Source organism: Pseudomonas sp. W17 (assembly GCF_040268305.1).
Lineage (GTDB): Bacteria > Pseudomonadota > Gammaproteobacteria > Pseudomonadales > Pseudomonadaceae > Aquipseudomonas > Aquipseudomonas protegens.
This window is the reverse complement of the sequence record NZ_CP158490.1, coordinates 1513484-1539221: the sequence shown is the minus strand read 5'-3', so window position 1 is coordinate 1539221 and position 25738 is coordinate 1513484. Positions and strand designations below refer to the sequence as shown.

22 protein-coding genes are annotated in these 25738 nt (G+C 63.4%); 9 read left to right on the top strand and 13 right to left on the bottom strand.

All coding sequences use genetic code 11. The features are described 5' to 3' along the window. The first annotated feature begins 5 nt into the window (after nucleotides 1-5). Nucleotides 6-1172: an MFS transporter gene (locus ABCR88_RS06985; protein ID WP_041116345.1), complete on the top strand. Its 1167-nt coding sequence runs from the start codon at nucleotides 6-8 to the stop codon at nucleotides 1170-1172. Between the two features lie 34 nt (nucleotides 1173-1206). Continuing rightward, on the top strand, nucleotides 1207-2256 hold the full coding sequence (locus ABCR88_RS06980) for an alkene reductase (RefSeq protein ID WP_041116343.1): 1050 nt from the start codon (nucleotides 1207-1209) through the stop codon (nucleotides 2254-2256). Nucleotides 2257-2449: 193 nt separating this feature from the next. On the opposite strand, the gene ABCR88_RS06975 is transcribed toward ABCR88_RS06980, so the two are convergent. Together ABCR88_RS06975 and emhR are read right to left on the bottom strand one after the other, a co-directional pair. After that, a complete protein-coding gene (locus ABCR88_RS06975) occupies nucleotides 2450-3334 on the bottom strand; it encodes a DMT family transporter (RefSeq protein ID WP_011059676.1) in 885 nt (294 codons plus the stop codon). Nucleotides 3335-3495: 161 nt separating this feature from the next. After that, nucleotides 3496-4128 (bottom strand): efflux system transcriptional repressor EmhR, encoded by a 633-nt coding sequence (gene emhR, locus ABCR88_RS06970; protein ID WP_011059675.1) that lies wholly within the window; start codon nucleotides 4126-4128, stop codon nucleotides 3496-3498. A 265-nt stretch (nucleotides 4129-4393) separates the two neighbouring features. On the opposite strand from emhR, the gene emhA reads away from it, so the two are divergent. From emhA to ABCR88_RS06935, 7 genes are all read left to right on the top strand, one after another. Then, on the top strand, nucleotides 4394-5551 hold the full coding sequence (gene emhA, locus ABCR88_RS06965; RefSeq protein WP_015634435.1) for an efflux RND transporter periplasmic adaptor subunit EmhA: 1158 nt from the start codon (nucleotides 4394-4396) through the stop codon (nucleotides 5549-5551). A 3-nt stretch (nucleotides 5552-5554) separates the two neighbouring features. Then, complete coding sequence (locus tag ABCR88_RS06960; protein ID WP_041751993.1) at nucleotides 5555-8701, top strand: efflux RND transporter permease subunit; 3147 nt, start codon at nucleotides 5555-5557, stop codon at nucleotides 8699-8701. Beyond that, nucleotides 8698-10158 (top strand): AdeC/AdeK/OprM family multidrug efflux complex outer membrane factor, encoded by a 1461-nt coding sequence (gene adeC, locus ABCR88_RS06955; RefSeq protein ID WP_041116339.1) that lies wholly within the window; start codon nucleotides 8698-8700, stop codon nucleotides 10156-10158. Before ABCR88_RS06960 ends, adeC begins: the two co-directional genes overlap by 4 nt. 299 nt (nucleotides 10159-10457) lie before the next feature. Continuing rightward, complete coding sequence (locus ABCR88_RS06950; protein ID WP_350023686.1) at nucleotides 10458-11720, top strand: OprD family porin; 1263 nt, start codon at nucleotides 10458-10460, stop codon at nucleotides 11718-11720. Between the two features lie 243 nt (nucleotides 11721-11963). Beyond that, nucleotides 11964-13154: an FAD/NAD(P)-binding oxidoreductase gene (locus tag ABCR88_RS06945; RefSeq protein ID WP_350023685.1), complete on the top strand. Its 1191-nt coding sequence runs from the start codon at nucleotides 11964-11966 to the stop codon at nucleotides 13152-13154. A 25-nt stretch (nucleotides 13155-13179) separates the two neighbouring features. Next, a complete protein-coding gene (locus ABCR88_RS06940) occupies nucleotides 13180-13569 on the top strand; it encodes a DUF1641 domain-containing protein (RefSeq protein ID WP_350023684.1) in 390 nt (129 codons plus the stop codon). Between the two features lie 13 nt (nucleotides 13570-13582). Then, nucleotides 13583-14407: a methyltransferase domain-containing protein gene (locus ABCR88_RS06935; protein WP_015634429.1), complete on the top strand. Its 825-nt coding sequence runs from the start codon at nucleotides 13583-13585 to the stop codon at nucleotides 14405-14407. Nucleotides 14408-14432: 25 nt separating this feature from the next. Here the strand turns inward: ABCR88_RS06935 and pcaC are convergent, their stop codons facing one another. The 11 genes from pcaC to pcaR all read right to left on the bottom strand — a co-directional run bounded on the left by pcaC (nucleotide 14433) and on the right by pcaR (nucleotide 25550). Then, entirely contained in the window at nucleotides 14433-14825 is a 393-nt protein-coding gene (pcaC, locus tag ABCR88_RS06930; protein ID WP_011059667.1) for a 4-carboxymuconolactone decarboxylase, read from the bottom strand. Nucleotides 14826-14847: 22 nt separating this feature from the next. Then, nucleotides 14848-15636, bottom strand: a complete 789-nt coding sequence (gene pcaD / locus ABCR88_RS06925) for a 3-oxoadipate enol-lactonase (protein WP_350023683.1) — start codon at nucleotides 15634-15636, stop codon at nucleotides 14848-14850. Nucleotides 15637-15647: 11 nt separating this feature from the next. Further along, the gene (locus ABCR88_RS06920) at nucleotides 15648-17012 is read right to left on the bottom strand and encodes a 3-carboxy-cis,cis-muconate cycloisomerase (RefSeq protein ID WP_350023682.1); all 1365 of its coding nucleotides are present in this window, start codon (nucleotides 17010-17012) and stop codon (nucleotides 15648-15650) included. A gap of 48 nt (nucleotides 17013-17060) precedes the next feature. Further along, nucleotides 17061-18371, bottom strand: a complete 1311-nt coding sequence (locus tag ABCR88_RS06915) for an MFS family transporter (RefSeq protein ID WP_350404273.1) — start codon at nucleotides 18369-18371, stop codon at nucleotides 17061-17063. Between the two features lie 246 nt (nucleotides 18372-18617). Next, entirely contained in the window at nucleotides 18618-19184 is a 567-nt protein-coding gene (gene pcaG / locus ABCR88_RS06910; RefSeq protein WP_232642736.1) for a protocatechuate 3,4-dioxygenase subunit alpha, read from the bottom strand. Between the two features lies 1 nt (nucleotide 19185). Further along, the gene (gene pcaH / locus ABCR88_RS06905; protein ID WP_047284232.1) at nucleotides 19186-19890 is read right to left on the bottom strand and encodes a protocatechuate 3,4-dioxygenase subunit beta; all 705 of its coding nucleotides are present in this window, start codon (nucleotides 19888-19890) and stop codon (nucleotides 19186-19188) included. A gap of 37 nt (nucleotides 19891-19927) precedes the next feature. Continuing rightward, the gene (gene pcaF / locus ABCR88_RS06900; RefSeq protein WP_350024120.1) at nucleotides 19928-21133 is read right to left on the bottom strand and encodes a 3-oxoadipyl-CoA thiolase; all 1206 of its coding nucleotides are present in this window, start codon (nucleotides 21131-21133) and stop codon (nucleotides 19928-19930) included. Next, nucleotides 21130-21909: a CoA-transferase subunit beta gene (locus tag ABCR88_RS06895; protein WP_011059660.1), complete on the bottom strand. Its 780-nt coding sequence runs from the start codon at nucleotides 21907-21909 to the stop codon at nucleotides 21130-21132. The genes pcaF and ABCR88_RS06895 overlap by 4 nt, the downstream gene beginning before the upstream one ends. Continuing rightward, the gene (locus ABCR88_RS06890) at nucleotides 21909-22766 is read right to left on the bottom strand and encodes a CoA transferase subunit A (protein ID WP_011059659.1); all 858 of its coding nucleotides are present in this window, start codon (nucleotides 22764-22766) and stop codon (nucleotides 21909-21911) included. The genes ABCR88_RS06895 and ABCR88_RS06890 overlap by 1 nt, the downstream gene beginning before the upstream one ends. Before the next feature lie 307 nt (nucleotides 22767-23073). Next, nucleotides 23074-24420 (bottom strand): MFS transporter, encoded by a 1347-nt coding sequence (locus ABCR88_RS06885; protein ID WP_011059658.1) that lies wholly within the window; start codon nucleotides 24418-24420, stop codon nucleotides 23074-23076. A 287-nt stretch (nucleotides 24421-24707) separates the two neighbouring features. Next, entirely contained in the window at nucleotides 24708-25550 is an 843-nt protein-coding gene (gene pcaR / locus ABCR88_RS06880; protein ID WP_011059657.1) for a pca regulon transcriptional regulator PcaR, read from the bottom strand. Between the last annotated feature and the right edge of the window lie 188 nt (nucleotides 25551-25738).

Below are 25738 nucleotides of genomic sequence, written 5' to 3'. Positions count from 1 at the left end.
CGACAATGCCCCTTTCGCTTCTCATCCTGGCCTTGAGTGCCTTCGCCATCGGTACCACCGAGTTCGTCATCATGGGCCTGCTGCCCGATGTGGCGGCGGACCTCGGGGTGTCGATTCCCGGCGCCGGCTGGCTGGTCACCGGCTACGCCCTTGGGGTGGCCATCGGCGCGCCCTTCATGGCCCTGGCCACTGCCCGCCTGCCCCGCAAGGCAGCCCTGGTGGCGCTGATGGGAATCTTCATTGTCGGCAACCTGCTGTGTGCACTGGCCAGTGATTACAACGTGCTGATGTTTGCCCGGGTGATCACCGCGCTGTGCCACGGTGCCTTCTTTGGTATCGGTTCAGTGGTGGCCGCCGGCCTGGTGCCCGCCAACAAGCGCGCTTCGGCCGTGGCCCTGATGTTCACCGGCCTGACCCTGGCCAACGTCCTTGGCGTGCCCCTGGGCACCGCCCTGGGCCAGGCAGCGGGCTGGCGCTCGACCTTCTGGGTGGTGACGGTGATCGGCGTAGTGGCGCTGATCGGCCTGCTGCGCTTCCTGCCGGCCAAGCGCGATGAGGAAAAACTCGACATGCGTGCGGAGCTGGCGGCCCTCAAGGGCGCGGGTATCTGGCTGTCCCTGAGCATGACCGCGCTGTTCGCCGCATCGATGTTCACCCTCTTCACCTACGTTGCACCGCTGCTCGGTGATGTCACCGGTGTCTCGCCCAAGGGCGTGACCTGGACCCTGCTGCTGATCGGCCTGGGCCTGACCCTGGGCAACATCATCGGCGGCAAACTGGCGGACAAGCGCCTGGGCGCCACCCTGATCGGCGTGTTCGCGGCCATGGCCGTGGTCTCCACCGTACTGACCTGGACCAGCGTGGCGCTGATCCCCACCGAGATCACCCTGTTCCTCTGGGCCACCGCTTCGTTTGCCGCAGTGCCGGCGTTGCAGGTCAACGTAGTGACCTTCGGCAAGGCCGCACCGAACCTGGTTTCGACCCTGAACATCGGCGCCTTCAACATCGGCAATGCCCTGGGTGCCTGGGTCGGCGGCAGCGTCATCGCCCACGGCTTCGGCCTGACCAGCGTGCCGTTGGCGGCTGCGGCCCTGGCGATCCTGGCCCTGCTGGTGACGCTGATTACCTTTCGCCAGGGCGGTAACGCCGAACTGGCTCCTGCAACCCACTGATCCTCTCCCTATCCCTTAAAGAAGGCTGCATTCCATGACGACTCTCTTTGATCCGATCAAACTCGGCGATCTCGAACTGTCCAACCGCATCATCATGGCGCCGCTGACCCGCTGCCGCGCCGATGCCGGCCGCGTACCCAATGCGCTGATGGCCGAGTACTACGTACAACGGGCTTCCGCCGGCCTGATCCTCAGCGAGGCCACCTCGGTGACCCCCATGGGCGTGGGCTACCCGGACACCCCCGGCATCTGGTCCAACGACCAGGTGCGTGGCTGGGCCAATGTGACCAAGGCAGTACACGGCGCCGGCGGCAAGATCTTCCTGCAGCTGTGGCACGTCGGACGCATCTCCCACCCGTCCTATCTGAACGGCGAAACCCCGGTGGCCCCCAGCGCCATCCAGCCCAAGGGGCATGTCAGCCTGGTGCGCCCACTGGCCGACTTCCCAACTCCGCGGGCCCTGGAAACCGCTGAGATCGCCGACATCGTCGACGCCTACCGGGTCGGCGCGGAAAATGCCAAGGCCGCCGGTTTCGACGGCGTGGAAATCCACGGCGCCAACGGCTACCTGCTGGACCAGTTCCTGCAAAGCAGCACCAACCAGCGTACCGACCAGTACGGCGGCTCCCTGGAAAACCGTGCCCGCCTGCTGCTGGAAGTCACCGACGCGGCCATCGAGATCTGGGGTGCCGGCCGGGTAGGCGTGCACCTGGCACCACGTGCCGACTCCCATGACATGGGTGATGCCAACCTGGCGGAGACCTTCACCTACGTCGCTCGGGAGCTGGGCAAACGCGGTATCGCCTTTATCTGCTCCCGCGAGAAAGAAGGCGCCGACAGCCTGGGCCCGCAACTCAAAGAAGCCTTCGGCGGCCCCTACATCGCCAACGAACGCTTCACCAAGGACAGCGCCAACGCCTGGCTGGCCGCTGGCAAGGCTGACGCCGTGGCCTTTGGTGTGCCCTTCATCGCCAACCCGGACCTGCCAGCCCGCCTGAAGGCCGATGCGCCGTTGAACGAAGCGCACCCGGAAACCTTCTACGGCAAGGGCCCGGTCGGCTATATCGACTACCCGACTCTGTAAGCCTGCATCGCTCGATAAAAAGCCCCGACTCTCGCGAGCCGGGGCTTTTTCATGGCCTGCACATTCGTTGTAGCCGCTGCCGCAGGCTCGGGCCGCGTACGCACGGTCGCCCCGAAGGGGCGCGATCATCTCAAGTTCGATGAAGGTCCTGCGGACCTTGTCGCGGACTGCGGCAGGGGCTACAGAAAGCCATTCAGCGTTTGCGCTGGGCCCAGGCCACCGCCAGGCCGCTGAGGCAGATGACCGCGATACCGACCAGGGCGTACTGGTCCGGGGTATGGTCGAAGATCAGGTAGCCAAAGAGCCCGGCGAAAAGAATCTGCCCATAGCTGAAAGGCGCCAGCATCGCCGGCGCGGCATGGCGGAACGCCTGGGTCAGCAACATGTGGCCGAGCATGCCGCAGGTGCCCAGGCCGATCATGAACAGCCCATGAACCAACGTCGGCGTGCTCCAGAAGAACGGCAGCAGCGCGCTCATGATCAGGCTGTTGAGGATCCCGGTGAGAAAGTTGCTAGTGGTCGGGCTGTCGACACCACTGAGCTTGCGGGTCAGCAACTGGTAGAAGCCGAAGCACAGCGCCGACCCCAGCGGCAGCAGGATTGCCGGCGTGAACAACGCGCCACCGGGACGCACCACAATCAGCACCCCGACGAACCCCGCCAGCACTGCCAGCCACTGGGCGCGACTGACCCGCTCCCCCAGAAACGGCACCGACAGGGCAGTCACCAGCAAGGGCGCCAGGAAGTTGACCGCGGTCGCTTCTGCCAGGGGTATATAGCGCAGGCCGGTGGTGAACAGCAGGCTGGTGCCGATCAGGCACAGGGCCCGCAGCAATTGCAGCCCGGGGCGCTTGGTGCGCACCACCGCAGAGAAACCACTGCGCGGCACGAAGACCACCAGCATCAACAGGGTGTGCACCACATAGCGGGCCCAGACCACCATGACGATGGGATAAAAAGCCGACAGGTATTTGGATAACGTGTCGTGGCTGGCAAACAGCAGGACCGCCAGGCAGATCAGGGCGATCCCCTTGATGGGGTGTTCCGCGCCGTTGAACGGTGAAGGGCTCACACTCATTCACACACCCGCAACAAAATCCCTACAAAATACGTAGCTCGCTATCTATCAACCTGCAGCAAGCCCGTATATAAAAGCACCCCATTGTGAAGTGCGACCCCGGGTATGAACGTCCCTCGCCTTAAATGTTGACACAACCGGACTCAATTACGCATTTTGTCTTAATGACGGAGGTTGGGGCTCAAGCGCAGCATATCCAGCCCGATGTCGATCCAGCGCTCTGCTTCGGTGTGCAGGGCGAAGCTGTCAGGGGCCAGCAACCACTGGTAGAGAATGCCATCGATGAACGCATGCAACGTGATAGCTGCCCGCGCCGCATCGAGATTCTCGGGCAATTGCCCACGATTCACTGCATTACGCAACGCCAGCTCGATGTGTACGTTGCAGTCCAGGCTGGCAGCGCGACGCTGGCGGCGCAGGTCGCACATTTCGTCGGTGAACTCGCACTTGTGAAACAGGATTTCATTGATGCGTCGGGTTTTCGGGTCCAGGGCAACTTGATGAAACAAATGAATGAGCAGCTTGCGCATGCAGCCCAACGGGTCCATTTCATCTACATTCTCACTGGCCGCGGCCATTTCATCCAAAGGTTCACGCAGGCTGTCGAGCATGGCCTGCACCAGATCGGCCTTGTTGCTGAAGTGCCAATAGATGGCACCTCGCGTGACTCCCGCCAGCGCCGCGATGTCGGCCAGGGTGGTACGCGCCACGCCACGCTCGTAAAAGGCCTTTTCGGCGGCCTCGAGTATCTGGCTGCGAGTTTCTTGAGCTTCCTCTTTGGTACGACGGACCATGGCAGTAAAACCTCGATCAGGATCTTTCAGCGATGCGTGAAGACCTTCTGAATAAATATGGAACGGCATCTCGAGTGCCGTTTGCCCAGCCTACAATTCAACACCTACAGGGGCTTTTGTAACCGGATGGGTACGCCGCAGGGGTATTTACAAACAACCATGAACGTAAGTATATTCCTTAGCAAGCTACTTATCCACTCAGCCAAGCATTTTTACCCTTCCACTTTTCTTGTGCGCATCTTGCGTGCCTGACCCGAGGATTTTCATGCAACTCAAGCCAGCTGTTACCGCTCTGGTCACTGCCGTCGCCCTGGCATCGCTGCTCAGCGGATGTAAAAAGGAAGAGGCGGCGCCTGCCCCTCAAGCCCCTCAGGTCGGCGTCGTTACCCTGCAACCACAAGCCTTTACCTTGACTTCCGAACTCCCGGGCCGGACCACTGCGTTCCGCATCGCCGAAGTTCGCCCACAGGTAAACGGGATCATTCTCAAGCGTCTGTTCAAAGAAGGTGGAGACGTCAAGGAAGGTCAGCAGCTTTACCAGATCGATCCATCGGTCTATGAGGCAACGCTGAAGAGTGCCGAGGCTAATCTGCAATCGACCAAGTCGATTTCTGATCGCTACAAGCAACTGGTCAACGAGCAGGCCGTAAGCCGCCAGGAATACGACACTGCCGTGGCCAACCGCCTGCAGTCGGAAGCCTCGCTGCAAAGCGCCCAGATCAACCTGCGCTACACCAAAGTGCTGTCGCCACTGACCGGCCGAATCGGCCGTTCCTCGGTGACCGAAGGCGCCCTGGTGAGCAATGGCCAGGCCGATGCCATGGCCGTGATCCAGCAGCTGGACCCAATCTACGTCGACGTTACCCAGTCCTCGGTGGAACTGCTGGAACTGCGTCGCGAACTGGAAAGCGGCCGCCTGCAGAAAGTCGGCGACAATGCCGCCAAGGTCAAACTGACCCTGGAAGACGGCAGCCAGTACAAGCTCGACGGCAAGCTGGAATTCTCCGAAGTCTCGGTGGACGAAACCACCGGCTCGGTGACCCTGCGCGCAGTGTTCCCGAACCCTGAGCACACCCTGCTGCCTGGCATGTTCGTCCACGCCCAACTGCAAGCCGGGGTGAACAGCGCGGCGATCCTGGCTCCCCAGCAAGGCGTGACGCGCGACCTGAAAGGCACCCCGACCGCCCTGGTGGTTGGCCCGGATAACAAGGTCGAGCTGCGTCAACTCAAGGCCAGCCGCACGGTCGGCAGTCAGTGGTTGGTGGAAGATGGGCTGAAAGCCGGCGATCGCCTGATCACCGAAGGCCTGCAGTTCGTCAAGCCGGGCATTGAAGTCAAGGCCAGCGAAGCAACCAACGTTCCAGCGAAGAACCCGGCCCCTGCACAGGCAACTGACAAAGCTGCAGGCGGCAAAGGGGAGTAAACCATGTCGAAATTTTTTATCGACCGTCCGATCTTCGCCTGGGTAATCGCCCTGGTGATCATGTTGGTCGGGGCTCTATCGATCCTCAAATTGCCGATCAACCAGTACCCGAGCATCGCGCCGCCAGCGATCGCCATCTCCGTGACCTACCCAGGCGCTTCCGCACAGACCGTGCAGGACACCGTGGTTCAGGTGATCGAGCAGCAGCTCAACGGTATCGACAACCTGCGTTATGTGTCCTCGGAAAGTAACTCCGACGGCAGCATGACCATCACTGCGACCTTCGAACAGGGCACCAACTCGGACACCGCGCAGGTTCAGGTACAGAACAAGCTCAACCTGGCCACTCCGCTGCTGCCTCAAGAAGTGCAGCAGCAGGGTATCCGCGTGACCAAGGCAGTGAAGAACTTCCTGCTGGTGATCGGCGTGGTTTCCGAGGACGGCAGCATGTCCAAGGACGACCTGTCGAACTACATCGTGTCGAACATGCAGGACCCGATCTCGCGGACCGCGGGCGTCGGTGACTTCCAGGTATTCGGCGCCCAGTACGCGATGCGGATCTGGCTCGACCCGGCCAAGCTGAACAACTACAACCTGACCCCGGTGGACGTGAAGACCGCGGTTGCCGCGCAGAACGTCCAGGTATCGTCCGGCCAGCTCGGCGGCCTGCCTGCCCTGCCCGGCCAGCAACTCAACGCCACCATCATCGGCAAGACCCGCCTGCAGACTGCCGAGCAGTTCAAGGCGATCCTGCTGAAGGTCAACAAGGACGGCTCGCAAGTGCGTCTTGGCGATGTCGCGGACGTCGGCCTGGGTGGCGAGAACTACGCCATCAGCGCCCAGTTCAACGGCAAGCCGGCGTCCGGCCTGGCAGTGAAACTGGCCAACGGCGCCAACGCCCTGGACACCGCCAAGGCCCTGCGCAACACCATCAAGGACCTGGAACCCTTCTTCCCGCAAGGGATGAAGGTGGTGTTCCCGTATGACACCACCCCGGTGGTGACCGAATCCATCAAGGGTGTGGTTGAAACCCTGGTGGAAGCGATCGTCCTGGTGTTCCTGGTGATGTTCCTGTTCCTGCAGAACTTCCGCGCCACGGTGATCACCACCATGACGGTGCCGGTGGTACTGCTGGGTACCTTCGGCATCCTTGCGGCGGCCGGTTTCAGCATCAACACCCTGACCATGTTCGGCATGGTGCTGGCCATCGGCTTGCTGGTGGACGACGCCATCGTCGTGGTGGAGAACGTCGAGCGGGTGATGCACGAGGAAGGGCTGTCGCCCAAGGAGGCGACGAAAAAGTCCATGGGCCAGATCCAGGGAGCCCTGGTGGGTATCGCCCTGGTGCTGTCCGCGGTACTGCTGCCAATGGCCTTCTTCAGCGGCTCCACCGGGGTGATCTACAAGCAGTTCTCGATCACCGTGGTCTCGGCCATGGCTCTGTCGGTGCTGGTTGCCCTGATCTTCACTCCGGCCCTGTGCGCCACCATGCTCAAGGCCGTACCGCAAGGCGAACACGCCACCGAGAAGCGCGGCTTCTTCGGCTGGTTCAACCGCACCTTCGATCGCAGCGTGAAGAGCTACGAACGCGGCGTGGGCAACATGCTGCGCCACAAGGTTCCGTACCTGCTGGCCTACGTGCTGATCGTCCTGGGTATGATCTGGCTGTTCACTCGCATCCCGACCGCGTTCCTGCCGGAAGAAGACCAGGGCGTTCTGTTCGCCCAGGTACAGACGCCGGCCGGCTCCAGTGCCGAGCGGACCCAGGTGGTGGTGGACGAAATGCGCGCCTACCTGCTGGACAAGGAAAAGGACACCGTGGCTTCGGTGTTCACCGTGAACGGCTTCAACTTCGCCGGTCGCGGCCAGAGCTCGGGCATGGCCTTCATCATGCTCAAGCCGTGGGGCGAGCGTTCCGCGGAAAACAACGTGTTCAACCTGGCAGCCCGCGCCCAGCAGCACTTCTTCAGTTTCCGTGACGCGATGGTGTTCGCCTTCGCCCCTCCGGCGGTACTGGAGCTGGGTAACGCCACCGGTTTCGACGTGTTCCTCCAGGACCGCGCCGGTATCGGCCATGAGAAACTGATGGCTGCACGCAACCAGTTCCTCGGCATGGCAGCCCAGAGCAAGGTGCTGTCCCAGGTACGTCCGAACGGCCTGAACGATGAACCGCAGTACCAGTTGACCATCGACGACGAGCGCGCCAGTGCCCTGGGCGTGACCCTCACCGACATCAACAACACCTTGTCGATTGCCCTGGGCAGTAGCTACGTCAACGACTTCATCGACCGTGGTCGGGTGAAGAAGGTGTACATCCAGGGTCAGGCCGGTGCCCGCATGAGCCCCGAAGACCTGAAGAAGTGGTACGTACGCAACAGCGCCGGAACCATGGTGCCGTTCTCCTCCTTCGCCAAGGGCGAGTGGATCTACGGCTCGCCCAAGCTGGCCCGTTACAACGGCGTGGAAGCCATGGAAGTGCTCGGTGCCCCGGCCCCTGGCTACAGTACCGGTGAAGCCATGGCCGAAGTCGAGGCCATTGCCGCGAAGCTGCCGGCGGGTGTCGGTATCTCCTGGACCGGCCTGTCCTACGAGGAACGTCTGTCGGGCTCCCAGGCACCTGCGCTGTACGCCTTGTCCCTGCTGATGGTGTTCCTGTGTCTGGCGGCGCTGTATGAAAGCTGGTCGATTCCGATCGCAGTGATGCTGGTTGTGCCCCTGGGGATCATCGGTGCACTGATGGCAACCAGCATGCGCGGCCTGTCCAACGACGTGTACTTCCAGGTGGGTCTGTTGGTGACCATTGGTCTGGCGGCGAAAAACGCCATTCTGATCGTCGAGTTCGCCAAGGAACTGCACGAGCAGGGCCGCAGCCTGGTAGACGCCGCGGTGGAAGCCTGCCGGATGCGTCTGCGGCCGATCATCATGACCTCCCTGGCCTTCGTCCTCGGGGTCGTGCCACTGGCCATCTCCACGGGCGCCGGCTCGGGTAGCCAGCATGCGATCGGTACCGGGGTGATCGGCGGTATGCTCACCGCGACTATCCTGGCGATCTTCTGGGTGCCATTGTTCTTCGTCACCGTATCGTCCATGGGCCGCAGGAAAGCGGACCTGTCAGAAACTACTGCAACCCCTAATGAGGCTGGCCAATGAGCAAGTCGCTACTCTCCCTGGCAATCACCGCCATCGCGCTAAGTGGTTGCTCGCTGATCCCGGATTACCAGCGCCCGGAAGCGCCGGTGGCGGCGCAGTTCCCCCAAGGCCCTGCCTACTCGCCAAAGGAGGCCGCCAACGTGGCGGCCGCCGAACAGGGCTGGCGGCAGTTCTTCCATGACCCGGCGCTGCAGCAACTGATCCAGACGTCTCTGGAAAACAACCGCGACCTCAAGGTCGCGGCGCTGAACATCGATGCCTATGCCGCGCAGTACCAGATCCAGCGTGCGGACCTGTTCCCGGCGGTTTCGGCCAACGGCAGCGGCAGCCGGCAGCGCACACCAGCGCGCATGTCGCAGACCGGCCAGGCTGGCATCACCAGCCAGTACTCGGCCACCGTGGGCGTCAGTGCCTATGAACTGGACCTGTTCGGCCGCGTTCGCAGCCTGAGCGAGCAGGCCTTGCAGACCTACTTCTCCAGCGAAGAAGCCCGGCGCAGCACCCAGATCAGCCTGGTGGCCAGCGTGGCCAACGCCTACATGACCTGGCAGGCCGACAAGGAACTGCTGAAGCTGACCCAGGACACCCTCGCCGCCTACGAGGAAAGCTACCGGCTGACCTCGCGCAGCAACGAAGTGGGCGTGGCCTCGGCCCTGGACCTGAGCCAGTCGCGGACTTCGGTGGAAAACGCCCGGGTCCAGCTGGCGCGCTACACCCGCCAGGTGGCCCAGGATGAAAACAGCCTGACCCTGCTGCTGGGCACGGCGATTCCGGCCAACCTGCCGGCGGCCCAACCGCTCTCGGCCGACCTGCTGAGCGACCTGCCAGCCGGCCTGCCGTCGGAACTGCTGCAACGGCGTCCGGACATTCTCGAAGCCGAGTACAAGCTCAAGGCGGCCAATGCCAATATCGGCGCGGCGCGGGCAGCGTTCTTCCCGAGCATCAGCCTGACCGCCAATGCCGGTACCTTGAGCCCGGATCTCTCGGGCCTATTCAAGGGGGGCTCGGGCACCTGGCTGTTCCAGCCGCAGATCAACCTGCCGATCTTCAACGCCGGCAGCCTGCGCGCCAGCCTGGACTACTCGAAAATCCAGAAAGACATCACCGTCGCGCAGTACGAGAAATCCATCCAGACCGCCTTCCAGGAAGTCTCCGATGGCCTGGCGGCACGCCAGACCTACAACCAGCAGTTGCAGGCCCAGCGTGATTTCGTCAACGCCAACCAGGACTACTATCGTCTGGCCGAGCGCCGCTACCGTATCGGGGTCGACAGCAACCTGACCTTCCTCGATGCCCAGCGGTCGCTGTTCAGCGCCCAGCAGGCACTGATCACCGATCGCCTGTCGCAGCTCACCAGCGAGGTCAACCTGTACAAGGCCCTCGGCGGTGGCTGGAGCGAACAGACAGCGAAGAACGAGCCACTGGCGGAAAAAGCCCCGGCGCTGCACCTGTTCTGAAGCGTCACCTGGCCATATGAAAAACCCACCTGACGGTGGGTTTTTTTATATGTACCAACTGGAACATTTGTGTTCGATTACCGCCCAAAAAGTGTTTCGTCCAATTGATTGGCCCTGATCCGCGACGCACCATTCCCGGCACCTGGACACACCAATAACAACAGGTCCGATGCCATGCCCCCACGCCCTGCCCGCTGCGGCTGATACCTCCGGTTCCACCCTGCTCCCCTGAAACCTGTGCCCAGACCCTTTGCGCGGCACTGGCCGGCTGCACCCCTAACAATTAGAGAGACCGACGAATGAAGCCAAGCACTCCGCCGTCCTACCTTCTGCCCAGCCTCCTGGCCCTGGCGCTGAGCAGCACCGCCCTGCCGGCACTGGCCGCAGAGTCGGGCTTTCTCGAAGATGCCCAGGCCAACCTGACCCTGCGCAACTTCTATTTCAACCGCAACTTCACCAACCCGACCAAGGCCCAGGGCAAGGCCGAGGAATGGACCCAGAGCTTCATCCTCGACGCAAAGTCCGGCTTCACCCAGGGCACCGTCGGCTTCGGCATGGACGTGCTGGGCCTCTACTCGCTGAAACTCGACGGCGGCAAGGGCACCGGCGGCACCCAACTGCTGCCCCTGGATCACGACGGCCGCCCGGCGGACAACTTCGGACGCCTGGGAGTAGCCTTCAAGGCGCGACTGTCTCAGACCGAGGTCAAGGTCGGCGAATGGATGCCAGTGCTGCCGATCCTGCGCTCCGACGACGGCCGCTCACTGCCACAGACCTTTCGCGGCGGCCAGATCACCTCGAAGGAAATTGCTGGCCTGACTCTCTATGGCGGCCAGTTCCGCGCCAACAGCCCGCGTGACGACAGCAGCATGAGTGACATGAGCATGTTCGGCAAAGCGGCCTTCACCTCCGACCGTTTCAACTTCCAGGGCGCCGAATATGCCTTCAACGACAAGCGCACCCAGATCGCCCTGTGGAATGCCCAGCTCAAGGACATCTATAGCCAGCAGTTCGTCAACCTGATCCACAGCCACCCCCTGGGCGACTGGACCCTGGGCGCCAACCTGGGCTTCTTCTATGGCAAGGAAGACGGCAGCGCCCGCGCCGGCGACATGGAGAACCGCACCTGGTCCGGCCTGTTCTCGGCCAAATATGGCGGCAACACCTTCTATGTGGGCCTGCAGAAGCTCACTGGCGACAGCGCCTGGATGCGGGTCAATGGCACCAGCGGCGGCACCCTGGCCAACGACAGCTACAACGCCAGCTACGACAACGCCAAGGAGAAGTCCTGGCAGGTGCGCCATGACTACAATTTCGCCGCGCTGGGCGTTCCCGGCCTGACCCTGATGAACCGCTACATCAGCGGCAGCAACGTGCACACCGCCACCGTCAGCGACGGCAAGGAATGGGGCCGGGAAAGCGAAGTGGCCTACACGGTCCAGAGCGGCACACTGAAGAACCTCAACCTGAAGTGGCGCAACTCCACCATGCGCCGGGACTTCAGCAACAACGAGTTCGACGAGAACCGCCTGATCATCAGTTATCCCCTCAGCCTGCTGTAAGCCCCTCCAACACGGGGCCGAGCCAGAAGGCCGGCCCCTGCAGTTGTCGGCCTTGAACCGTGGCGCCCAAGGAGAGGTCCGCTGGTCGGGCTTAGTAAAAAAAATCTAATACACAGATAAAGTAGAGGGGTATTCACTTCAGGCGGGCAGTGCTCGCTTCCAGGAAAGGAAACCTATCGATTCAGTTCCGTTATCCATCGGATGTCGTACGTGAAGCTGGCGTAGCCTTGGAGGGTCTGCGTTATGAGCAAGCACATCGTCATTGTCGGAGGAGGTGTAGGCGGTACCATCCTGGCCAATCAACTGGTCAGCAAGCTCTACCCGGAGATACTCAGGGACGAGGTCAAAATCACCCTGCTGTCCGAATCGCCGGATCATTTCTACAAGCCCGCCTTCATGTATGTGGCGTTCAACCTGTTCTTCCAAGAAGAACTCAAGCGACCCGAACGCTCCCTGCTACGCCCCGAAATAACCTTCCGGGTCGACCCCGTCACCCGCTTCGATTTTGCCGGCCAGAGCCTGCACACTCGCAGCGGCAAGCGTCTTGGCTACGATTTCCTGGTGATCGCCACCGGCTGCGTGCCGGCACCGGAACGGATCGAGGGGCTCAAGGAAGCCGGCGACCACTTCTACCAATACCAGCCTGCCCGGCAACTGGCACAGCGCCTGAGCCGGATCGACAAGGGCCGGGTGTTCATCACCGTGTCGTTTCCGCAAACACCCAATGTTCCTCATCAATGCGGCATCGCGCCGGTAGAAACGACCCTGATGCTCGATGACTTCCTGCGGCGGCGCGGAGTACGGGATCGGGTCGAGATCATCTACACCTACCCCAGCACCGCGCAGCTACTGCGCAATTGCCTGTTCCTGCAACGCCCGGTCGGCGAGGTACTGCCGGATATCTTCGAACAGAGGAACATCCGCTTCCAGCGCGGCTTCACCCTGGCCAGGGTCGACCCGGACCGGCGCATCGCCTACTCGGAGGAAGGCGCTGAGCAGCCTTTCGACATTCTCATGGCCACCCCGCCAATCCGGGCCGTGGACGCCGTGCTCGAATCCGGCGCGTCTCAGGCACAGGGCCAGGAGGGCTGGCTGCCGACCCATCACGAAACCCTGCAAGTCTATGGCCTGGAGCGGGTCTATGTGATTGGCGATACCGTCGACCTGCCGATCAGCAAGGCCGGCGGTGCTTGCCACAACCAGGCCCCGGTGATTGCCAACAACATTGCCGGAGAAATCCGCCTGGGCTCTCCCGAGGCGATTTATGACGGTAGGGTCCAGGCGGTCGCGCAGATGGGCCTCAATGCCGGCATGCCCCTTTGGTACGACTATGCCCACGACGTTCTGCCCACCCCGTCGAGCAAGTTGGGTGGCCTGCTGCGCACCGGATTCAATCGCGGCCTGTACTGGGCCGTAGCCCGCGGAATGCTTTGACCCTGCACAGGGAGGAGACAACGCCATGGACAGCTTTGATCCAAGCATGCCTGGTCCAAGGGCGACCCAGCCTGAAGTCGCCGGCACGCCAGGCCTGGAAGCCCTGATGAAAAAGCTCCAGCCGCTGCTGGACAGCGCTCGCCTGGACAACATGGTCGACCTGTTGTCCCTGCTTTGCGACCTGATCGACATGCTCGATCAGGCGATGATCGAAAAACTTGCGCAACAGTTCGAAGAAGCCACCGCTGCCAGCTGGATGCTGGGCAATGCACTACGCATGGCCAAGGCCGAAACCTCAGCGCAAGGTACCGCTCCCAGCCTGTACGGGCTGCTCTCGCTGCTGCGTGAGGAGGACACGCGACGTGGCGCAGCCCTGCTCCTCAGAACCCTGGGTGTCATTGGACGACAACTTTAAAAAGGATGTTTACATGAGTACCAAGCCTCAGCCGACCACGGCCAGGAACCTCAGCACCCAATGGGATCCCCAGGCCTACCAGCAGTTCGTGCGCCTGCGAGAACGTCCGGCGGTCGAGCTACTGGATCATGTCGCCCTGCAGCAACCCCATCACATCTACGACCTGGGTTGCGGAACAGGTATCGCCACTCAACTGCTGGCACAGCGCTGGCCCTACGCGGAGCTGACAGGCGTGGACAGCTCCTCGGAAATGCTTGCCGAAGCCAGCTGCCTGCCGATCAAGGCGCTGTGGCGCAGGTGCGACCTGCTGCAATGGAAAGCCGAACAGCCTGCAGACCTGTTGTTCGCTGCCGCAGTGCTGCACTTCATGAGTGACCACGAACACCTGCTGCCGCGCCTGTTGAACCAGCTCAACCCCGGAGGCTGCCTGGCGGCGCATATGCCCAATTGGCGCGACGCCCTGTGGTATCAGTTGATACTCGAAAGCCTGGAACAGGCAGGACCGGACGGCAAGCCGCTGGGCACCCCGGAGCTGCGGGCGTTCATGGCCGAGCGCCGGGTACTGTCGCTGGATAGCTACTACCGTTTGCTGGCGCCCCTGACTCGGGAACTGGACATCTGGGAAACCGAACACCTGCAGGTCGTGGAAGGCCAGTCGCCGATCTTCGACTGGGTCAAGGTCTCGGCCTTGCGCCCCGTACTCCTGAGCCTGGACGAGCGGCAACGACAATGCTTCCTCAACCATTACCTGGCACGGGTACATCGCTACTATCCGCCCGAAGGCGATGGCCGGACGCTGTTCCCGTTCAAGCGGGTGTTCATTCTGGCCACCGTCTGAAATCGCGCGGTGCAACCCGGGCGCATCAACTGCGGGATTCGATGCCCAGTTCGTCCCACACCGATTCCGCCAGGTGGAAAGTGGCGTTGGCCGCCGGGATTCCGCAGTAGATCGCACTCTGCATGATCACTTCCTTGATCTCGCTGCGGCTCACCCCATTGTTGGCGGCGGCCCGCAGGTGCAGCTTGAGCTCCTCGTTGCGGTTCATGCCGATCAGCATGGCGATGGTGATCAGGCTGCGGGTGTGTCGCGGCAGGCCCGGGCGGGTCCAGATGTCGCCCCAGGCATGGCGGGTGATCATTTCCTGGAACTCCGAGTTGAACTCGGTCAGGGCATTGAGGCTGCGGTCCACATGGGCATCGCCCAACACCGCGCGGCGAACCTGCATGCCTTCGTCATAACGCTGTTTCTCGTCCACAAAGGGCTCCTTGAATCGACTCTCAGACCAGCAGAAAATCCACGACCCGGGCGCTGAAAGCGTCGCCGGCCTGGACGTTGGACAGATGCGCAGCATAGAACTCGGCATACTCCGCGCCCGCCACATGCTGCTGGATGAAGTGCCCGCCGGACGGTGGTGTCACAGCGTCTTCAGTGCCGGCAATCACCAGGGTGGGCACCTTGATCGCCCCCAGCTGTTCACGGAAATCCGCGTCCCGCACCGCCGCGCAGTTGGCCGCATAGCCTTGTGGCGAGGTGGCCGCGAGCATGTCGGTGATCAGCTTGGCCTGGTCAGGGTGAGCTTCGGCAAAGTCGCTGGTGAACCAGCGGGCGATGGAGGCATCGCGCAGCGCCACCATGGCCGCCTGGCCGTCACGTAGCACGGTCTCGATCCGCGGGTTCCATACGGACGGGTCGCCGATCTTCGCCGCGGTGTTGCACACCACCAGCTTGTGCAGACGCTCGCCGGCATTGATCCCCAGCCACTGGCCGATCAGCCCGCCCATGGACAGGCCACAGAAATGCGCACGCTGGACATCCAGTGCATCCAGCAGCGCCACCACGTCGCGGCCCAGTTGCTCGATGCTATAGGGACCTTCGGTGACCAGGGAACGGCCGTGGCCACGGGTGTCCATGCGCAGCACCTGGAAGTGCCGGGTGAAGGCCGCCATCTGCTTGTCCCACATGTGCAGGTCGGTGCCCAGGGAGTTGGACAGCACCAGTACCGGCGCGCCCTCGGGCCCTTCGAGTTGATAGTGCAGTTCGCCCTCGGCGAGTTTCACGAATCCCACAGCAGTCTCCTTCAGGCCTTCAAGGCAAAATGTTCAGCCACGGCGCGCTCGACCCAGGCCTGCGCCTGGCCCAGGTAGTGCGCCGGGTCCAATAGACGATCCAGGTCCGCCGCCGACAGCTCGGCGGTAACCTGGGGATCCTCCCCCAATACCCCACGCAGATGGCGTTTCTCGGCCACTGCGCGCTTGCAGCATTGTTCCAGCAGATGGTGGGCGGTTTCCCGCCCCAGGCGCTGGGCCAGGGCAATGCTCACCGCTTCGGCCAGCACCAGGCCCTGGGTCAAATCCAGGTTGTGCGCCATGCGCGCGCTGTCGACCTCCAGGCCTTCGGCCACCAGTAATGCTTGTTGCAACGCGCCAGACACCAGGCAGCAGATCTCCGGCAGGGTTTCCCATTCGGCGTGCCACAGGCCCAGGCTGCGCTCGTGCTCCTGGGGCATGGCGGCAAACATCGTCGCCAGCAGGCCGGGAACCCGGGTCGCGGCGCTGATCAGCACCGCCGCGCCCACCGGGTTGCGCTTGTGCGGCATGGTGGACGACCCGCCCTTGCCCGGCGCCGAGGGCTCGAAGACCTCCGCCGCCTCGGTCTGCATCAGCAGGCTGATATCCCGCCCCAGCTTGCCCAGGCTGCCGGCCAACAGGCCCAGCACCGAAGCGAACTCCACCAGGCGGTCGCGCTGGGTGTGCCAGGGCTGCTCCGGCAGGGCCAATTGCAGCTCGTCGGCCAGGGCCTGGGCAATCGGCAAGGCCTGCTCGCCCAAAGCCGCCAGGGTTCCGGAAGCGCCGCCGAACTGCAGCACCAGCAAACGCGGCTTGAGCTGCTGCAGGCGCTCGCGGCTGCGGGTCAATGCCCCCAGCCAGCCGCCGATCTTCATCCCCAGGGTCACCGGCGTGGCATGTTGCAGCCAGGTGCGGCCGGCCATCGGGGTCGTGGCGTAACGTTGGGCCCGGGCAACAAGGATGTCCCCCAGGCGCTCCAGGTCCTGCTCCAGCAGGTGCATGGCGCGGCGCAGTTGCAGCACCAGCCCGCTGTCCATCACGTCCTGGCTGGTGGCCCCCAGGTGCACAAAGCGCTCGGCCTCGCCATCGCTGCGGGCGATCTGCCGGCCCAGGGCCTTGACCAGGGGAATGGCCGAGTTGCCGGCCGTGGCAATCGCCTCGCCCAGCATCTGGAAGTCATACAGCCCGGCATGGCAGGCGGCCTCGATGGGCGCTACTGCACTGGCCGGGATCACCCCGACGCGGGCCTGGGCCCGGGCCAGGGCGGCTTCGAAATCGAGCATGGCCTGGACCCGCCCCTGATCGCAGAACACCTCGCGCATTTCCCGGGCAGTAAAGTAGGCATCGAACAACTGATTGCTCGCAGTCAGGGTCATAAACAGTCCTTGGCAAACCTGCGCCCGAGCCGGGCACAGGTACACAGGTCAAAGGTCGTGGTGCAGGTAGGCGGCCTGTTTCGGCAGGCGCAGGCTGAACAGGAAGGCAATCGCCATCATCGCCGTGACATACCAGTAAAAGGTGTTTTCCATGCCCATGTTCTTGAAGTTCAGGGCCACCCATTCCGCCGAGCCACCGAAGATCGCATTGGCCACCGCATAAGCCAAGCCCACCCCGAGTGCGCGCACTTGCGGCGGGAACATCTCGGCCTTCACCAGGCCGCTGATGGAGGTGTAGAAACTGACGATGGCCAGGGCCAGGGTGATCAGCACAAAGGCCAGGAACGGGCTGGTGACGGTCTTCAAGGTCAGCAGGATCGGCACCGTCAACAGCGTACCCAGGGCACCGAACCAGAGCATCGAGTTACGCCGGCCGATCTTGTCCGCCAGCATGCCGAACAGCGGCTGCATGCACATGTAGAGAAACAGCGCGCCGGTCATGATGTAGCTGGCGGTCTTGGCGTGCATGCCCGCGGTGTTCACCAGGTACTTCTGCATGTAGGTGGTGAAGGTGTAGAAAATCAGCGAGCCGCCGGCGGTGTAGCCGAGCACGGTGATAAACGCCGCCGAGTGGTTCTTGAACAGCGCAGCGATGCTGCCGGCGTCCTTGTCCTCACGGATTTCCTTGCTGGTGGTTTCCTTCAGCGAACGGCGCAGCAGCAGCGAGATCACCGCGGCGATGGCACCGATCACGAAGGGAATGCGCCAGCCCCAGGCCTTGAGCTCGGCCTCATCGAGAAACTGCTGGAGGATCACCACCACCAGCACCGCCAGCAGTTGCCCACCGATCAGGGTCACGTACTGGAAGGAGGCAAAGAAGCCGCGCTGGCCCTTGAGCGCCACCTCACTCATGTAGGTGGCGGTGGTGCCGTACTCGCCGCCCACCGACAGGCCCTGGAACAGGCGCGCCACCAGCAGCAGGAACGGCGCCCAGGCACCGATGCTGGCGTAGGTCGGCAAGAAGGCGATCACCAGGGAGCCGGCGCACATCATCAGCACCGAGATCATCATCGAGTTCTTGCGCCCATGACGGTCGGCGACCCGGCCGAACAGCCAGCCGCCGATCGGCCGCATCAGAAAGCCGGCGGCGAACACCCCGGCGGTATTGAGCAACTGCACCGTCGGATCGTCGGAGGGAAAGAAGGCCGGGGCGAAATAGATGGCGCAAAAGGCATAGACATAGAAGTCGAACCATTCCACCAGGTTGCCGGAGGAGGCGCCGACAATGGCAAAGATCCTTTTGCTGCGTTCCTCTCCGGTGTAGTGACTGGTCGTTGTTGTCATGGTTTTTTCACTCATGGGGGACAGTGTGAGTCTAGACACACTTGGCAACATTCCCGTTCCCTGCGGTTAGCGCCCTGCCCGCTCCCGGGCAGAGGTCAATCGACCCTGTCAACCTGTAGCGACTGTAGCCGCTGCCAAGCCACGGCGAGGCTGCGAAAAGGCCCGAAGGGCCTTGCTTGGCGGTCTCAAGCCGAACCTCCGCCGGTCTCAAGCCCGCCGCGCCTGCTACGCAACCCGCGGCAGTGGCCACACAAGGCCGGGTCAGTAGTCGAAGAACACGGTTTCGGCGTCAGTACCCTGGAGGATCACGTTCCACTGGTAGTGACCGTCAGCATCGGCCTTGGCCAGCAAGGTGCCCCGGCGCTCCTCGGGCACGCAGGCCAGCAGCGGATCGCTGGCGTTGGCCGGCTCGCCGTCGAAGTAGATGCGGGTCAGCAGGTGCTTGACCAAACCGCGGGCGAACACCAGTACCACCAGATGCGGGGCCTGGGTCGTGCCGTTCAGGCCCGGCACCGTGCCCGGCTTGATGGTGGTGAAGCGAAAGCGCCCTTCGGCGTCCACCGGCACCCGGCCAAACCCCTGGAAGTTCGGGTCCAGGGGTTTGGCCTGATCGTCTTCGGGGTGGCGGTACTTGCCGGCGGCGTTGGCTTGCCAGACTTCCAGCATCGCGTCGTTGACGAAGTTGCCGTTGCCGTCCACCACCTGGCCGGTGATCGCCACCCGCTCGCCCAGGGTGCCTTCCTCGGTCAGGTCTTCGCGGTTCAGCCAGGTCAGGCCGATGTGGTAGTAGGGGCCGACGGTGTGGGATGTAGTCGCGGTCAGGGTCACGTTATTTCTCCATCGGCGTGGCGTCGCGGCCGCGCAGGACAATGTCCCAACGGTAACCGAGGGCGTAGGAAGGGATGGTTTTCTCCAGGTCGAAGCTGGCGATCAGGCGTTCCTTGGCGCGGGTGTCCGGCACGCAGTTGTAGATCGGGTCATAAGCCAGCAGCGGGTCGCCAGGGAAATACATCTGGGTCACCAGGCGGGTAAGAATGCTCGGTCCGAACAGCGAAAAATGGATATGCGCCGGGCGCCAGGCATTGTGGTGGTTGCCCCAGGGGTAGGCCCCGGGCTTGATGGTCTGGAACTGGTACCAGCCCTCGGCGTCGGTAACGGTGCGCCCAGTGCCGGTGAAGTTCGGGTCCAGGGGCGCATCGTGCAGGTCACGGTCGTGGTTGTAGCGACCGGCCGCGTTGGCCTGCCAGATCTCCACCAGGATGCCCGGCACCGGCAGGCCGTTCTCGTCCAGAACCCGGCCGTGGATGATGATGCGCTCGCCCTGGGGCTGCCCTTCGTGCTGGGCCGTCAGGTCGTTGTCCCGTTCCTGGATCGACTCGGCGCCGATGCTCGGGCCGGTGATTTCCGACAGCGAGTGGGGAATGAACACCAGCGGCTTGGACGGCGAGCGGGTGTTGGTCGACTGGTAGGCCGGGTGCAGGTAATCAGGCTGAGTGCCCGCTTGCGGGCGCCGGTAACCGGGCTTGTCACTCATGGTGGTTCCTCGTTCTCTTCTTATATAAGGCAGGCAGTCAAACGCGCTCGATAGCCAGCGCCAGCCCTTGGCCGACACCCACGCACATGGTGGCCAGGCCTTTCTTACCGCCGTTCTTTTCCAACTGGTGCAAGGCCGTCAGTACCAGGCGTGCGCCACTCATGCCCAACGGGTGACCCAAGGCAATCGCGCCGCCGTTGGGATTGACCTGGGGCGCATCGTCCGCCAAGCCCAGCTCGCGCAGCACCGCCAGGCCCTGGCTGGCGAAGGCTTCGTTGAGTTCGATCACGTCGAAGTCGCTGACCGCCACGCCCAGGCGCTCGATCAGTTTGCGCACCGCCGGCACCGGGCCGATGCCCATGACCCGCGGCGCAACCCCGGCGCTGGCCATGCCCAGTACTCGCGCACGCGGGGTCAGGCCGTGTTTCTTGACGGCTTCGGCCGAGGCCAGGATCAGCGCCGCCGCACCGTCGTTGACCCCGGAGGCATTGCCGGCGGTGACGGTCTTGTCCGGGCCGTTGACCGGCTTGAGCTTGGCCAAGGCTTCCAGGGTGGTGTCGGCACGGGGATGCTCGTCCTGCTCCACCACTGTCTCGCCCTTCTTGTGGGCGATGCGCACCGCAACGATTTCCTCAGCGAAGAAACCGGCGGCCTGGGCCGCCGCGGCACGCTGCTGGCTGCGCAGGGCGAAGGCGTCCTGGTCAGCGCGGGACACTTTGTAGTCATCCGCCACGTTGTCGGCGGTCTGCGGCATGGCATCCACACCGTACTGGGCCTTCATCAGCGGGTTGATGAAACGCCAGCCGATGGTGGTGTCTTCCAGCTTCATGTTGCGCGAAAAGGCGGTATCGGCCTTGCCCATGACAAAGGGCGCGCGGGACATGGACTCGACGCCACCGGCAATCGCCAGCTCCATCTCCCCGCTGGCAATGGCGCGGAAGGCCGTGCCGATGGCGTCCATGCCCGAGGCGCAGAGACGGTTGAGGGTGACGCCGGGCACGCTGTCCGGCAGGCCGGCCAGCAGCAGAGCCATGCGCGCCACGTTGCGGTTGTCCTCGCCGGCCTGGTTGGCGCAGCCGAGGAACACCTCGTCCACGGAGCTCCAGTCCACGCTGGGGTTGCGCTCCATCAAGGCCTTGATCGGCAGCGCCGCCAGGTCGTCAGCGCGCACTGTCGAGAGGCCGCCACCAAAACGGCCGATGGGGGTACGAATGGCATCGCAGATGAATACGTCGCGCATCAGGCTTCTCCAGGGGCTTGGCCATGGGCCGCGGCGGTGCGCGCTTCCAGGTCACGCAGGGCGGTCAGTTCAACCTCGGTGGGTGCTGCGGTCTCGGCCACCTGGTCGGCGAAGCGGATCGCCCAGCCAGTGGCGGCCACCACCTGCTCGCGGGTCACGCCCGGGTGCAGCGAAGTGACGATGAATTCGTGGGTACCGGCTTCCGGCTCCATGATGCACAGGTCGGTGATGATGCCCACCGGCCCCGCCCCTGGCAGGCCCAGGCGCTTGCGCGAATCGCCGCCTTCGCCGTGGCCGACCGAAGTCACGAAGTCCAGCTTGTCGACGAAGGAGCGCGAGGATTGCTTGAGGATGATCAGCACACTCTTGGCCGAACCGGCGATCTCCGGAGCACCGCCGGCGCCCGGCAGGCGCACCTTGGGCCGGTGGTAGTCGCCGACCACGGTGGTGTTGATATTGCCGAAACGGTCGACCTGGGCCGCGCCGAGGAAACCCACGTCGATGCGCCCGCCCTGCAGCCAGTAGCGGAAGATCTCGCCGGTAGGCACCACGGTGTCGGCGGTTTCCGCCAGCTCGCCGTCACCGATAGAGAGTGGCAGGACGCTGGGCTTGGCGCCGATCGGGCCGGACTCGTAGATCAGCACCACGTCCGGTGATGAGGTCAGGCGTGCCAGGTTGGCGGCCTTGGACGGCAGGCCGATGCCGACGAAGCACACCGAGCCGTTCTGCAAGCGACGGGCCGCGGCCACGGTCATCATTTCATTGGTGGAGTAGGTCATTACTGGGCCTCCGAAGCTGCGGCCAGCTTGGCCTGGAATTCGCTGAAATCGGCACTGCCGTGGATGTATTCGTTGATCCAGGCGGTGAACGCCTCACGGTCGCGGGCGATCGGGTCCCAGGCCTGGTAGAAGCGGTTGTCGCGCTCGGAGTAGCCGTGGGCGTAGGACGGATGGGCGCCACCAGGCACATGGCAGACCGCGCTCAGCGCCCAGGTCGGCAGTACGCAGGCGTTCATCGGCGCGTTCAGGTCGTCGACGATTTCCTCGACGGTGACAATGCAGCGCTTGGCGGCCAGGGCGGCCTCTTTCTGTACCCCGAGAATGCCCCACAGCAGCACGTTGCCCTTGCGGTCGGCCTTCTGCGCGTGGATTACCGTGACGTCCGGGCGCACCGAAGGCACCGCCGCCAGCACTTCACCGGTAAACGGGCAGGTCACGGTCTTGATCAGGGGGTTGACCTTGGGCAGGTCGGAACCGGCGTAGGCCCGCAGGACGGCAAAGGGCAGGCCCGAGGCGCCGGCGACATAGGCGTTGGCCAGGTCGGCGTGGCTGTGTTCTTCGATCTCCAGGGGCTGTGGCCATTGCTTTTCCACGGCGTCGCGCAGGCGGTGCAGGGAGCCCACGCCCGGGTTGCCACCCCAGGAGAAAATCAGCTTGCGAGCGCAACCGGCACCGATCAACTGGTCGTAGATCAGGTCAGGGGTCATGCGCACCAGGGTCAGGTCTTTCTTGCCCTGGCGGATGATTTCATGACCTGCGGCCGTAGGAATCAGGTGGGTGAAGCCTTCGAGCGCGACGGTGTCGCCGTCGTTGACGAATTGCTTCACCGCGTCGTGCAGCGAAAGGATTTCAGCCATGGATGGGGTCTCCCGATTGTTATTCAGCGACTGGAGAAAAAGGCGCTCTGGGCGCGCCGCAGTGACTGAAGATTAAGCCGGGGCCAAACCCCAAACAATCCGATAATCGACTGAACGTTCGATTATCGAACAGATTGTTGCAGGGCTATCGATTGCTTCTCTTCAACCCCGCAACAGCCCTGCCGGCCTTCTGGGGCCGCTGCTGCGGGCGAGGATAACGTTCGAAGAACCTTCTGCGCCCTTCAGGAGCAGCGGGCCCTTCGAGCCCGGTCGCAGCCTGCGGCAGCGGCTACAGGGTAGTCCGCGGTCAGGTCGCGTCTGCGTGACTGACCATGCCCTTGATTACCACCGCGGTGGTGGCCAGGGCCGCCGGAATCACCAGGGCAGTCAGCACTTGTTCGAAGTTCCAGCCCAGGCCCAGCAGGGTCGCCCCCATCCACGCGCCGAGAATGGCGCCGAAACGGCCGATGCCAAGCATCCAGGAAACCCCGGTGGCACGCCCCTGGGTCGGGTAGAAGCGCGCGGCCAACGACGGCATTGCCGATTGCGCACCGTTGACGCACATACCGGCGATCAGCACCAGGGTGGCCAACAGGGTGATGTTGCCCAGGCTCTGCCCGACGGCGTAGGCAAAGACCCCAGCCAGCAGGTAGAAACAGCCGATCACCTTGTGCGGGTTGAAACGGTCCATGGCCCAGCCCACGGCCACCGCGCTAAGGACGCCGCCAAACTGGAACAGGGCGCCGATAAAGGCCGCCTGTTCCATGCTCGCCCCGCTGTCGCGCATCAGGGTCGGCAGCCAGCTGGTGAGCAGGTAGACAATCACCAGCCCCATGAAATAGGTCAGCCACAGCAACAGGGTGCCGACGCTATAGGTGCCGGAGAAGATCACCGCGAACACGTTGCGCGCCTTCACGGTCTTCTGTTCCGGCACGCTGAAGCTGCCAGCCTCGCCGACTATGGCCGGGGCAATCGGCGCCAGCGTCTTGCGCACCTTGTCGGTGCCACGATTGCGCACCACCAGGTAACGCGCGGACTCCGGCAGCCAGAGCACCAGCACCAGGGCCAGGATCAGCGGCAGGACCCCGCCGATCAGCAGCAGGCTGTGCCAGCCGAAGGCCGGGATCAGCTTGGCGGAAATGAAACCGCCGCCGGCCATGCCCAGGTTGAAACCGCAGAACATGCTGGTCACCAGCAACGACTTGTGGCGTTCGGGGGTGTATTCGGAAAGCAGCGTGGTGGCGTTGGGCATGCCCGCCCCCAGGCCCAGGCCGGTAAGGAAACGCAGGACCAGCAACTGGTCGACGTTGGTGCTGTAGGCAGAAGCCAGGCTGAAGGCACCAAACAGCAGCACCGCCCCCACCAGCACCACCTTGCGGCCGAAACGGTCGGCCAGGGGGCCGGAGCCCAGGGCGCCGAAGACCATGCCGATCAATGCAGCGCTCATGACCGGGCCGAGGCTGGCGCGGTCGATGCCCCAGTCCTGGGACAGCGCCGGGGCGATGAAGCCCATGGCCGCGGTGTCCAGGCCATCGAGGAAGACAATCAGGAAACACAGGATCACCACGCGCCACTGGTAACGGGACAGCGGCTGGGCATTGATGAAGGACTGCACATCAAGGCAGTTCCCTACAGCGGATTGGGGTTGGTTCATTGTTGTTATTTCCACGCTAAAACGCAGGCGAGCACAGGCCGCCAGGGCTGATCAGGTCACTAAAGGGGTGGCGATATCAGGCGATGCGAGCGGGACGGCAGGAACGGTCGCGGCAACGACGCAGGGAAAGCGTGCTCATGAGTGTTGGCCTCTTCTTTATTATTGGGCGGGCCACCAGCGGCGGGCGAAGATGCCAGCTTGCCGCCGATGACGCTGCCGCGACATTAATGAGCCAGGGGAAACAGCGTCAATTCGCCAAAGGCGTATCTGTGCGTTTATCGAACAGCTTAAGCAAACAACTGCGCGCTCAGATCGCGGCTGGCGCTCAGCAAACCGGGGAGAAAGCGCTGCTCCAGCTCGGCACGGCTGACCCGCCCGGCGTGGGTACTGACGTTCAGCGCCGCCAGCACCTGGCCGGAAGCGTCATACACCGGTACCGCAATGGAGCGCAGGCCCTGCTCCAGTTCCTGATCAACGATGCACCAGCCCTGCTGGCGCACTTGCTGCAGGCACTCCAGCAAGGCTTCCGGGGTGTGCAGGGTGCGGCTGGTCTTGGCTTGCAGGTCCGCATGGTCGAGGTATTCGTGCAGCGACGAATCGTCCAGGGCCGCGAGTAGGATGCGCCCCATGGAGGTGCAATAGGCTGGCAAGCGGCCGCCGACAGACAGGTCGACCGAGATCAGCCGCTGGGTCGTGGCGGAACGGGCGATGTAGAGAATGTCGTCGCCTTCCAGGGTGGCCATGTTGCACGCCTCGTGCAGTTGCTCGCTCATGCGGTCCAGGTAGGGCTGGGCGGAGACCGCCAGAGGCGTCGATGAAAGATAGGCGTGGCCCAGGGTCAGCACCTTGGGCAGCAACGAATAGGTACGCCCGTCGGTGGTGGCGTAACCCAGCTTGATCAGGGTGTGCAGGCAACGGCGCACCGCAGCCCGGGGGATTTCCGTGCGATGGCTGATCTGGGCGATGGTCAAGTGCCGCTTGCGCTCCTGGAACGCCTGCACCACCGCCAGGCCCCGGGCCAGAGAGGTCATGAAATCCGGGTCACCGGTCAACGCCTGAATCCTCTTTGCCGCAGACGCCACGATCGGCGGGGCCACTGAGGTGAAGGAATTACGCATCTGATCGTTCATTTCAGGTTCCCTGCGACAAAATTCGGCCGTATTACAAGCCGTATTGGAGAGACAGCACAAGCTGCCACCGGCAACATTGGGCGATTATCGAACCGGCGACCGATAATCGCAATCCATGGCGCTTGAGGCCGCCCCCCTCTACAGCACTCTTTTATTGCAAAAATGCAGAGTAATAATCTGCCAGCCGA